At 60.7% G+C, this 11734-nt stretch carries 11 protein-coding genes; 9 read left to right on the top strand and 2 right to left on the bottom strand.

Annotated elements, in window-relative coordinates; genetic code table 11:
* Positions 1-439, top strand: a 439-nt coding sequence (locus ABR989_RS14785; protein ID WP_428130020.1) for a type II toxin-antitoxin system RelE/ParE family toxin, incomplete at its 5' end; no start/stop codon positions are given.
* 19 nt (positions 440-458) lie between these two features.
* The gene (locus tag ABR989_RS14790) at positions 459-860 is read left to right on the top strand and encodes a HigA family addiction module antitoxin (protein ID WP_428130022.1); all 402 of its coding nucleotides are present in this window, start codon (positions 459-461) and stop codon (positions 858-860) included.
* Here ABR989_RS14790 and ABR989_RS14795 read toward each other — a convergent pair.
* Positions 838-2421, bottom strand: coding sequence for a xylulokinase (locus ABR989_RS14795; protein WP_428130024.1), 1584 nt, complete (start codon positions 2419-2421; stop codon positions 838-840). The two genes, ABR989_RS14790 and ABR989_RS14795, sit on opposite strands and share 23 nt — an antisense overlap.
* A gap of 241 nt (positions 2422-2662) precedes the next feature.
* Here ABR989_RS14795 and ABR989_RS14800 point away from each other — a divergent pair, with 241 nt between their 5' ends.
* On the top strand, positions 2663-3946 hold the full coding sequence (locus ABR989_RS14800) for a class I SAM-dependent methyltransferase (protein ID WP_428130025.1): 1284 nt from the start codon (positions 2663-2665) through the stop codon (positions 3944-3946).
* Between the two features lie 300 nt (positions 3947-4246).
* On the opposite strand, the gene ABR989_RS14805 is transcribed toward ABR989_RS14800, so the two are convergent.
* Positions 4247-4795 carry a hypothetical protein gene (locus tag ABR989_RS14805; protein WP_428130026.1) on the bottom strand — a complete coding sequence of 183 codons (549 nt, stop codon included), beginning with the start codon at positions 4793-4795 and terminating at the stop codon, positions 4247-4249.
* A gap of 1126 nt (positions 4796-5921) precedes the next feature.
* Between ABR989_RS14805 and ABR989_RS14810 the strand changes: the two genes are divergently transcribed.
* The 6 genes from ABR989_RS14810 to ABR989_RS14835 all read left to right on the top strand — a co-directional run bounded on the left by ABR989_RS14810 (position 5922) and on the right by ABR989_RS14835 (position 11719).
* Entirely contained in the window at positions 5922-7421 is a 1500-nt protein-coding gene (locus tag ABR989_RS14810) for an Eco57I restriction-modification methylase domain-containing protein (protein WP_428130028.1), read from the top strand.
* On the top strand, positions 7418-8368 hold the full coding sequence (locus ABR989_RS14815) for a BsuBI/PstI family type II restriction endonuclease (RefSeq protein WP_428130029.1): 951 nt from the start codon (positions 7418-7420) through the stop codon (positions 8366-8368). The genes ABR989_RS14810 and ABR989_RS14815 overlap by 4 nt, the downstream gene beginning before the upstream one ends.
* A gap of 264 nt (positions 8369-8632) precedes the next feature.
* Complete coding sequence (locus tag ABR989_RS14820; RefSeq protein ID WP_428130031.1) at positions 8633-9130, top strand: Fur family transcriptional regulator; 498 nt, start codon at positions 8633-8635, stop codon at positions 9128-9130.
* Positions 9131-9192: 62 nt separating this feature from the next.
* Positions 9193-9609, top strand: a complete 417-nt coding sequence (locus ABR989_RS14825; protein ID WP_428130033.1) for a rubrerythrin family protein — start codon at positions 9193-9195, stop codon at positions 9607-9609.
* Between the two features lie 175 nt (positions 9610-9784).
* Positions 9785-11134, top strand: a complete 1350-nt coding sequence (locus tag ABR989_RS14830; RefSeq protein ID WP_428130034.1) for an anaerobic glycerol-3-phosphate dehydrogenase subunit C — start codon at positions 9785-9787, stop codon at positions 11132-11134.
* A 3-nt stretch (positions 11135-11137) separates the two neighbouring features.
* Positions 11138-11719: a DUF3501 family protein gene (locus ABR989_RS14835; RefSeq protein WP_428130035.1), complete on the top strand. Its 582-nt coding sequence runs from the start codon at positions 11138-11140 to the stop codon at positions 11717-11719.
* Positions 11720-11734 lie beyond the last annotated feature (15 nt).

The raw sequence follows: 11734 nt of genomic DNA on the forward strand, positions 1-11734 counted from the left end.
GCCTTGGGCATGGAACGACTCCTTGGAAATTGCGCGCTTGGATAATCCGGCGCCGGGGCCAAATATAACTTATTGTCCGGCGCTTTCCGAATTCCCGGACAGGGCATCTCCGCCAACGGTATTCCTTGACAAATGTAAATTGTCATTTTACAATCAGCACGTGATAACGGGCTTTCGCCACCGCGGCCTGAGGCGGCTCTACGAAAAGGACGACCCCGCCAGAGTTCCGGCCCATGACTTAAGCCGCATCCGCCTCATCCTCGCCGCGCTTGATGCAGCGCAGAGCGCAAAGGACTTGGACATCCATACGTTCCATCTCCACGCGCTCAAGGGCGACCTGAAAGGCTTCTGGGCCATTACCGTGCGGGCCAACTGGCGGATTATTTTTCGCTTTGAAAGAGGCAGCGTTTGCGAGGTCGATCTCGCGGACTATCACTGAAAGACAGGAGTGCCAGACCATGCCAATGAAGAATCCGCCCCATCCCGGAGAGCTGATACGGGAAAATCTCAAGGACCTCGGCCTATCGGTGGCCGATGCCGCCGCGGGACTCGGGGTAACGCGCCAGCAGCTCTACAACGTCATCAACGGCAAGAGCGGTGTAACGCCGGAAATGGCGCTGCGCCTTGAAAAGGCTTTCGGCGGTTCCGCCGATATCTGGCTTCGGATGCAGGTTAACTATGACCTTGCCCGGGTCCGCCGGCACGCTGCGGAAATCACCGTCGAACGCCTGAGCCCGAGGCTTGGCGTAAATCGCTCGTCTATTCAGAACAGCCTGCCGGGTTCCGGTTCCCAAGAATCCCGCCGCGGAGATCTCGTTCCTCCCACCGGCAGCGGAGCTAAAGCAAGGCGGCCGGGTTGAGGCGCCGGTAGATCGCGCGGTTGCGCTTATAGAACTCGAGGAACTCGCGAAACTGGCGATCGTACAGGCGCCGGTTGATCTCGATCGGCCGATACTCGGCGGTGATCTTCACCCGTGCGGAGATTTCCTCAACTGCGATCTCGCCCAGCGCGGCAAACGCCGCCATCGCGGCGCCCACCGCGTTGGCATTGCGCGGATTGGCGACCTGCCGCACCGTGCATCCGAGCACGTCGGCCTGGATCTGGCACCACAGATCGGAGCTCGCGCCACCGCCGATGAAATTGAGCTGCTCGAACGGCCGCCCGATGAACTTCTCGACGTTACCCTTGAGCCATCGCAGGTTGTACGCGACCCCTTCCATCACTGCGCGCACGTAATGGCCGCGGCCGGTGCGCGCGTTCTGATTGAAGAAGGCGCTGCGCGTCGATGAATCCTCGTGCGGCGCGAGCACGCCGTTGATCCATGGCGTGAAGATCAATCCGTCGCTCCCCGGCGCAACCTCCGCGGCGAGCCGGTTCATGTCGCCGTAAACGTCGATGGGAGAATTCGCGCCGCCGGTGGGATACAGGATGTCTTTCAGGAACTCGAGACTGCGTCCCGCGGCGCCCTGTTCCGCGCTGACCATGTAGCGGCCCGGCAGCGCGGCCGGCATCGCGCTCAGCATGTGCAGCGGGTCGGTCTTCTTCGCCGGCACGTGGCAGCTCATCCACGCCGAGGTGCCGATATAGAAGTAGCCCTCGTAGTCGCGCACTGCGCCGGCGCCCAGGGTCGCCGCATGGCCGTCGCAGGAGCCCATCACGACGCGAGTGGATGGCGCCAGGCCCAGCTGCGCGGCGACTTCGGGCTTGATCGTGCCGAGCACGGCGTTAACCGGCCGCAAGTCCGGCAACTTGGCGCGATCGACGCCCGCCATCGCAAGCAACTCAGGCACGTAGTCAATCCTGTTGGGGTTGCGAATATCGGTCAGCCAGTAAGTGAACATTGTCGCGTACGAAGCCGCGGCTTGCCCGGTGAGCCGCAGGTTGAGGTAATCCATCGGCTCGAGAAACTTGAAAGTCCGCGCATATATCTCGGGGCGCTCATGCTTGATGAAGAGGATATGCCCCAGGCCATCGACGCCCGATTGAACCGGCGCGCCGCCCGTGAAGCGCAGCCATTTGAGCAGCTTGAACAAGCCGTAGCCCTGCACTCGCGGCCATCCGCTGGCGACTGCGCGATTGTATTTCGCGCCACGGGTGTCCATCCATGAGATCGCATTCCCGATTGCGGCGCCGTCCTCGTCAACGGCCACCGTGACGGCCCACAGCGTGGTGCATGCGACGGCGATGATTTGCGCCGCGGGCACGCGCGAGGCCGCGATCGCTTCCTTCGCCGCGTCGCACACCGAGCGCCACCATTCCTCGGGATCCTGCTCGACCGCGCCTCCCTCCATCATCATGGTGTTCGTATGGCGCAATGCCGACGCGACGACTTCGCCCGCGCTCGAGACGACGGCGGCCTTTGTGCTGCCGGAGCCCATGTCGATGGCGAGCACGTATTTCAGCGTAGTGGAGGAGGGCATCTGTGTGAGTTCCGCTCGCGATTGATTTACCCGATGCTCGCGCGAGTTTGATGCGCCGCGCGAGTTCCTCAGAATGACCGCATCACGGAAAATAATCCAGCAGCCTGGAACTCTTCGAGGAGAACGCAAGGGTATCGGAGGCTCACCCTTCGCCCGCGAATTTGCCGGGAGGATCGCCCCTGCGCTTGCGCCGCGATGCGACGCCGGTGTAATCGAAGCGTCGGGCTCGGAGAATTCCTGGATGTCCAAAACTGACTCCATTGTCACATCGGGCGTCGATGCGGCTCGGGCGCGGCGTCCCGCGATCATCGATCGTTTCGCGCGCGGTGCGGTTCTAAGCCGTCTGGCGGGAATCAAAAAAGGCCGCATCGTGATCGAAGACGGCGACGAGCGCATCCCATTCGGCCAGGATGTCTCGGACGCCGATCTGCGCGCCACCATCCGCGTCAAGGACCGCCGCTTCTATTCCGACATCGCGCTCGCAGGCAGCATCGGCGCCGGCGAAGCGTACATGGCCGGCTCGTGGACGACGGACAATCTGACCGCGCTCGCGCAAATCATGCTTCGCAACCGCGAAGTGATGGAGGGCATGGATGGCGGCCTGGCGCGGCTGGCCAATCCGGTCCGCCGCTTCATCCACTACCTCAACCGCAACACCAAAACCGGCAGCCAGCGCAACATCGCGGCCCATTACGACCTCGGCAACGATTTTTTCGAGCTGATTCTGGATCGCACTCTCATGTACTCGTGCGCGATCTTCGAGCGCGCCGACGCCACGCTGGAGGAAGCGGCGACGGCCAAGGTCGATCGCATCTGCCGCAAGCTCGATCTTCGCGCCCGCGATCACCTCGTCGAGATCGGCACGGGATGGGGCGGGTTTGCGATTCACGCGGCCAAAAACTACGGATGCCGCGTCACGACCATCACGATTTCGCGCGCGCAGCACGACTACGCCGTCAAAAAAATCGCCGCCGAGGGCCTGGCGGATCGCATCACCGTGCTGTTCAAGGATTACCGCGACCTCACCGGCCAGTTCGACAAGGCCGTCTCGATCGAGATGATCGAAGCGGTCGGGCATCAGTTCCTCGATTCGTATTTCCGCAAATGCGGCGAGCTGTTGAAGCCCGACGGCATGATGCTGTTGCAGGCGATTACGATCACCGACCGCGAGTATGAGGGCGCGCTCAAGCGCGTCGATTTCATCAGGAAGTACATCTTCCCGGGCAGCTTCATTCCGTCGGTCACGGCGATGTGCGATTCGATCACGCGCTCGAGCGATCTCCGGCTGTTCCATCTCGAAGATCTCACGCCCAATTACGCCGAGACCTTGAAGAGCTGGCGAATCCGGCTGTTCGACAATATCGAACGCGTGCGCGCGCTGGGTTATCCGGAAGAATTCATCCGGATGTGGGAGTTCTACCTGTGCTACTGCGAGGGCGGCTTCCGCGAGCGCTATATCGGCGACGTGCAGATGATCCTGACCAAGCCCGATTGCCGCATTGCCCCAATTCTGCCGCGGCTGTAACCGCGCGCCCGTCAATTCACCTTATTGAATGTGAAACCCACCGTGGGTTTCACACTTCCTTGGGCAGGGGTGACCCCTGCACCCAGTGTTAAGTGATAAGAGAATCGGTACCGCCGCGGGATGCGGGCTTCGCCCTGTTAGAAGGGTTAAGGGGAAGGGAGGGTTTTCTTTGTGTCATTCTAGAGCGAAAGCTGCTGGAGCGAAGAATCCCGGTTCCGGGGTCCCTCGGCTTCGCTCAGGATGACGGATTAAGACGGGATCGGCCTAAGCTCAACTACTTGCAAGCGAGTTTCCGCGACTTCAGTAGGTCGTACATGTGGTGCTGCTACCTGCACTGGAACAGCGAGTTGTCACAGTATTGGCCCGTGCGTCCGCAGCGGCAGCGGCCCCTACCAGTACCACAAGTGCCCCCACTAGAAGTGCGCCAACTACTACTTTGCCGACGGTTCGAGCGGTATCCCCCTTATGCTCGTATTTTTGAGCTTGCTGAAGGTCGGGGAAAAAGTGGGCGTCGCCGGACCGTGCATCTTCTTGGCCCGCCAAAAACTGCGCGCTGCCGGCATTCGTGACAAGATAACCTAGTGTGGAAGTCCCTTCGCTGTCGCGCACCATCGTGAGTTTGGGGTCGTCCGTTTGAAGCAATTGATAAGTGCCGTCGGATAAGACCTTACTACCGCTGATCTGTAGCTGCACATTTTTGCAATTCTGGCCCAAGCAGATTGCGTCGATCTTACCACCATTCGCTTTACGAACGATTACCTCATGTGGAGTGACGTGATCGGGATAAACGTCTATCACGTCGCCGCTTGGGTAAACGATTTCATCGTGTTCCGATTCAGCCCCACTCATTTCTACGTGGACAGTCGCTGGTTTCGCGACCTCCGCACACGAGCTGACCAAGAAGCAAAGAGACAGTGCCACCACTAGGAATCTCATTTTGCCCCCAAAGGTAGGCGATGATGACAGGTTGATAGCGGACGGTCTATAGCGCACGGCCCGACCGCGCCTTCTCGCGCGCCATCTCCCCCTAATCGCGCCGCAACCCGGTCGTCGAAGGGCAGATTGCTGGTGCCTACCTAGGACCTAGGTGCCGCCCGAAGGGTAACGACGTCTGGATCAAGCTCCCAAGCGGCACCAGACACAAAATCCACTATCGGTCCTATTACCGGGAACCCCCAGACCGTTATCCACGAGAACTCGGAGTAAATCGCTGCCGTAGCGACCTCGCCGCAAACAGCGCCAGCGCAAGGACCATGCCATGAGGCTACTACCTGATAATCCCGGTTGCGCCGAAGGCTGACCTCACCTGGGTTGTTCACCTGCTGTCCGCTTATTGTTACGGTCGCGCCCGGTGGCTCCGTTGCCACCGACACGGTTTGCCGCGTGCCATGGACCATGAGAGCGCAACCCCCAAGCCAGAAGGCCGCCGTGACCGCCGCCAATCGCCCGATCCAATTCCTCTTCATCGTGTAGTTTTCCCCTCCGCACGCTTTTGTAGTGCATGAATTGTCGCACCGTATCAGCAAGGCACGTGCCGAGCAATACGCCTTCCTTCTATTAATGTAAAGGCCAAATCAGTTTCCAGCAGGAAACAAAACTGTTTCGCGGACGCCACAAGGTGTTGTGTTGAAGGTACGATGTCGAATGGACGCGGCCCCAACGCTGGGGCACGCGCGCCTTCAGCCGGCTTCGCTCGGGATGACGGAGAGGAAGGATCATGCGGCGCATCGGACATTCGCGCCGCAGATGTCCCTCACCCTAGCCCTCTCCCGACACAGGGAGAGGGAATTAGGAGAGAGGCAAAGGAAAAAGATCCGGGGTCCCTCGACTTCGCTCAGGATGACGGATTAGGACGGGATGATGGAGGCCACTGGAAATGCTCGCGCTTCTCCCGCCAGCATCGACACGTGCCTCTTCCCTGTTCTCCAAAACCCGCTATTGTGATGATCGAATCGAAGAACTGTTGATTTAAGGGATGGTAGACCAGTTGACCATTCAGCTACTTGACCATGCCGATGCTGTACGCCGCGACGTTGCTCCACGTCTCGCCCTGAAACGGAAATCCGCTCTGGGCCAGTTCATGACGCCCGCACCCGTGGCCCGGTTTATGGCGTCGCTGTTTCCGCCGACGACCCTGCGGACCTGCAGTCTGCTCGACGCCGGAGCCGGTGTCGGTGCTCTTTCGTGTGCCTTCCTCGACCGGTTGACCTCGGCGGAAAAACTGAATTTTCAGAACGTGGAGGTCGAGGCTTACGAGATCGACAACAACTTGCGCGCGCACCTCGAAACCACGCTGGCAAGCTACGCCGGGAGATTGCCTGTTACCTACAAGATTTCATCCGGTGATTTCATTTGGGAGGCTTCGTGCAAATGGTTCCAAGGTTCAAGGCCCTTTTCCCACGCGATCCTGAATCCGCCTTACAAAAAGATTAACAGCGCGTCGGAACACCGCCTCATTCTCCGGCGCGTGCGCATCGAAACGGTCAATCTCTACTCGGCATTTGTCGCGTTATCGCTCGCGTTGATGCAGTCGGGCGGCCAGCTCGTGGCGATCCTCCCGCGCAGTTTTTGCAACGGGCCTTATTATCGGCCCTTCCGCCAATTTCTGTTGAACCATGCCGCGCTCCGGCATATGCACCTGTTCGCGTCCAGAACCAAGGCTTTTAAGGATGACGCCGTCTTGCAGGAGAACGTCATCATCCGGCTTGAGCGCGATGGCAGGCAGGGCGATGTGACCGTTTCCCATTCGACAGATTCCAGCTTCGCCGACCTCTCGACGCATGAGCAGCCGTTTGACCGGATCGTTTTTCCCGACGACCCGGAATATTTCATTCATGTGCCGACTTCGCTTGGGCGTAACGCGATCGAGCAAGCGCCGGGCGTTCGCTTTTCCCTGGGTGAAATCGGCATCGGCGTATCGACCGGCCCCGTTGTTGATTTCAGGCTAGAGCAGCACATCCAGCAGAAGCCGAGCAGGGGAACCGTTCCCCTGCTCTATCCGGGCCATTTCGTCGACCACGCCACGCAATGGCCCAGAGACGGCATGAAGCGCGGCAACGCGATCAAGCTCAACGCCGACACGAAAAAATGGCTCTACCCGAACGGATTTTATACCGTGGCACGGCGTTTTTCCGCGAAAGAAGAGCGCCGCCGCATCGTCGCCAGCGTCGTCACACCGGCTGCGTTCCCGGAAGCGCCCATGCTTGGGTTTGAAAATCACCTCAACGTCTTTCATGAGGACAAGCGCGGCTTGCCGGAAAATCTCGCGCATGGACTGGCCGCATTTCTCAACACGACAGCGGTTGATGACCATTTCCGCGGCTTCAACGGACACACCCAGGTCAATGCGACCGACCTTCGGATGATGAAGTACCCGAGCCGACAGGCGCTTATGGCCTTTGGAAAGTGGGCGCGCGCGCAAAGCGGGCTAACGCAGGCGATGCTTGACGATCAACTGAAAAAGCTCGCCGAATGACCCGCCGGCACATCGATAACGCCCGCAAGATTCTGATCTCTCTCGGCCTGCCGCGCGCGCAGCAGAACGAGCGTTCAGCCCTTTGCCTTCTGGCGCTCCTCGACCTCCGCCCCGGCCGCAAATGGGCTGAGGCGCAAAACCCACTCATCGGCATCACTCCGATCATGGATTGGATTCGGGACCACTACAAGAAAACCTATGCGCCGAACACCCGTGAAACCTTGCGCCGCCAGACGATGCACCAGTTTGTCGATGCGGCCATAGTTCTTTACAATCCCGATAAACGCGACCGGCCCGTCAACAGCCCGGCCGCCGTGTACCAGATCGAGCCGTCCGCCCTGGCCTTGCTCCGCAGCTTCACCACGAAGGCATGGCAGAACAAGCTGACGGCCTACCTTGCGGACCGGCAGACACTCGCCGCGAGGTACGCCCGAGAGCGCAAGCAAAACCTTATTCCCGTGAAAATCGCCCCCGGCGCGGAAATCAACCTCAGCCCCGGCGAGCATAGCGAACTGATCCGGGCCATTATTGAACACTTCGGTGCGCGTTTCGTCCCCGGAGGCGTGCTGATTTATGCGGGCGATACAGGCGCGAAGTGGGGCTATTTCGACGCCGCGTTGCTGTCCAAACTCGGCGTCAGCGTCGATGCCCACGGCAAGATGCCGGACGTAGTTCTGTATTACCCGGAGAGAAATTGGCTCTTGCTCGTGGAGTCCGTCACCAGTCACGGCCCGGTGGGCGCAAAGCGCCACGCGGAGCTCGCGAGGCTTTTCTCAGACTCTAAGGCTGGCTTGGTCTACGTCACGGCCTTTCCGTCGCGAGCAGTAATGAGCCGTTATATCGGAGACATTGCCTGGGAGACGGAGGTGTGGTGCGCCGATGCGCCCTCACATTTGATTCATTTCAACGGTGAACGGTTCCTCGGCCCCTACGAGGTCGGAGACTGACAACATGCTGAGGGGACTATAAAGTCGAATAAGAAACCCTGTCCACCGCAATGATTGCGACGATTCTGTGCCCGTCACTTCCTCAGCCGCATGCCGATACAGGGCAGAGGCAGGTAACAAGTCGCGCGGAACGCGGCATCCTAACTCGGGCGAGGCTCGGGGCGCAGAATCCTGAATCGCGCGCCGGCAGGGGTGCCCCCTGCCCGTGCCAACGGGGCGCTTGACAACAGCAATAACCAGATGATAATTATTATCACCTAGGTGATGGAACTACAGTTGGTAAACGAACGGCGGCGCGGCCCCTACGCCGCCAAGCGCCTGTCCGAGTTCGCCGCGCGATGCCGCCGCGGGGGGCTGGCGGTCACGCCGCAGCGCCTGGCGATCATCAAGGCGCTGCTCGGCTCGGGCGAGCATCCGCGCGCCGACGCGATCTTCGCCGCGGTCCGTATCCAGCATCCCCATATTTCGCTCGCCACCGTGCATCGTACGCTGGAAACGCTGTGCGACATCGGTGAAGCGCGCAAGGTCACGACGCTGCACGACAGCGCGCGCTACGACGGAAATATGATCCCGCATCATCATGTGGTATGCGTCAAATGCCGGCGCATCCGCGATATCGAGATTCCCCGCCTCGACCGCATCCTCGCCGGGCAATCGGAACTGGGCGAGTTCACGGTGCTCGGCTCGTCGCTGGAGATCCAGGCGCTATGCGAGGATTGCGCGGCCAAACGCGCGAATCGGACAAGGAAGCCGCGCCGCTGATTTTTCAAACCATCTCAATAAAGTGAAAAAACGAACGGAAGTTCGAATCAGGAGAGAAGAAAATGGCAAATCTCAAAGGAACCAAAACCCACCAGAATCTCAAAGATGCGTTCGCAGGCGAGAGCCAGGCTAATCGCCGGTATCTCTATTTCGCCAAGATCGCTGACGTAGAAGGCCAGCCGGAAATCGCGGGTCTGTTTCGCGATACGGCCGAAGGCGAGACCGGGCACGCCCATGGTCATCTCGACTACCTGAAGTCGGTTGGCGATCCGGCGACCGACATGCCGATCGGCGATTCGATGCTGAACCTCAAGTCCGCGGTTCATGGCGAGACCCATGAGTACACCAACATGTACCCGGGGATGGCGAAGACGGCGCGCGACGAGGGCTTCGCGGAAATTGCCGATTGGTTCGAAACTCTCGCCAAGGCCGAGAGGTCTCACGCAGGACGCTTCGCCAAGGCGCAGGGCACGCTCTAACAGGGATAGCGCGAAGACAGCCGGCAGGCGGGCTCTGAGAGCCCGCCTGCCGTTTCAACGGCGGCAGCAGGGCTGAGCCCTGCACTCAGTGTTAAGGCCGCGCTCCGTTGTCGCGTGCAGCCGCGCACGCGGGCGCGGCCGCATAGAGTAAAGTTCGCAGCCAGGATTTTTCCCGATGAGCAACCGAATCGAGGCCAGGCCGAGCGACGGCCTTTCCTACAATTCCACAGAAGCGAAGTACTGGGACCGCGCCGGACTCGACAAGGAAGTCGAGCGCGTGTTCGACATCTGTCACGGCTGCCGTCTGTGTTTCAATCTTTGCCCGTCGTTCCCGGCGCTGTTCGACGCGACCGATCGCAACGACGGCGACGTGAGAGGGCTCACGGCGGCCGAGAAAGAGCGCGTGATCGAGCTCTGCTACGGATGCAAACTGTGCGAGATAAAATGTCCCTACACGCCGCGCGACGGTCATGAGTTCCAGCTGGATTTCCCGCGCCTCATCCTGCGAGCCAAGGCGGTGAGCGCGAAGGAAGACGGAGTGAAGCTGCGCGAGCGGCTGCTGGCCCATCCCGATCAGCTCGGCAAGGCGGGCGCGATGGCGCCGGCGCTGGCAAACTGGGGATGCCATCGGAAGTTCCAACGCGTGATGATGGAGAAATTGCTGGGGATTCATCGCGGCAAGCTGCTTCCCGACTTCGCCGCCGAGACCTTCGACAAGTGGCTCAGGCGGACCGCTTTGCCTGCAATGCCGGCCGAGCCGAGCGCGAAGGTCGCGATTTTTCCGACCTGTTTTGTCAATTACTACAACCCCGGGCCGGGCAAGGCTGCGGTCGAGGTGTTTGCGAAAAACGGATGCGCGGTGAAATGCCCGAAGCAGAACTGCTGCGGGATGCCCGCGCTCGACGGCGGCGACGTCGAGTTCGCGCGCAAGGAAGCGCGGGCGAATATCGATTCGATGCTGCCGCTGGTGCGCGAGGGCTACAAAATCGCCGCGATCAATCCGACCTGCTCGCTGATGATGCGGATGGAGTATCCGAACCTGATCCCCGGCGACGAGGTCAGGGAGTTCGCGGCGGCGGTGGTCGATTCGCACGAGCTGCTCTACGAACTTCACCGCGCCGGCAAGTTCAACAAAGAGTTTCTGTCCACGCCCGGCACCGTCGCGTATCACGTGCCGTGCCATCTCAAGGCGCAGGGTATCGGGCTGCGCTCGCGCGACCTGATGCGCCAGATTCCGGGCGTCGAAGTAGTGACGGTCGATGCATGCACGGCGCACGACGGAACGTGGGCGATGAAAAAGGAGTTCTTCGCGCTCTCGATGAAGTGGGGCGAGAAGGCCTTCGCCGGGATGCGCGAAGCCGGCGCGCGCGTGATGGCGACCGACTGTCCGCTGGCGGCCGTGCAAATCGAGCAGGCGACGGGAGTGCGTCCGATTCATCCGCTCGAAGTGATAGCGCGCGCGTATAATCGCGGCGGGTTTCCAGAGGCCGTGGCTTCGGCGTCGCAGCCGCCCAAAGGAGAATGACGATTGAAGACGATCGCTTTCGACGAAATACTTCCGCTGGCCGATTACGAACGGGTGCGCGAGCGGCTGCGGCCCTTGTTTATTCATGAGAAGGAACGGCGCCGGCTCCACGTCGGGTCTCATCTCACGTTCATTTTCGAGAACGCGCAGACTGCGTGGTACCAGATCGAGGAGATGATCAGGGCCGAGAAAATGACGCAGCGCGAAGCGATCCAGCACGAAATCGACACTTACAACGAGTTGCTTCCAGCCGCGGGCGAAATTGCCGCGACGCTGTTGATCGAGTACGCCGAGCCGCGCGAACGCGACGCGGCATTGGCCAGGCTGGCCGGCCTGGAACGCCATCTGTGGCTGAAGGCGGGGACGCACAGGTTCCCGGCGAGATTCGACGATCGCCAGATGTCAGACGAGAGAATCAGCGCGGTCCAATTTGTCAGGTTCAAGCTGGAGGGCGTGGACGCGGCCCAGTTCCTCGAACTGGCAGGCAAGGGCGAGATAGCGGTAGAGGCGGATCACCCGAGCCTGGCGGCTCGCGGCGCGATCGGCGGACTGGTGGCGGCGTCGCTGGCGGAGGATCTGCGCTAGGGCAGGGGTGACAGC

The organism is Binatus soli (SeqCode), from assembly GCF_050015535.1.
GTDB lineage: Bacteria > Desulfobacterota > Binatia > Binatales > Binataceae > Binatus > Binatus soli.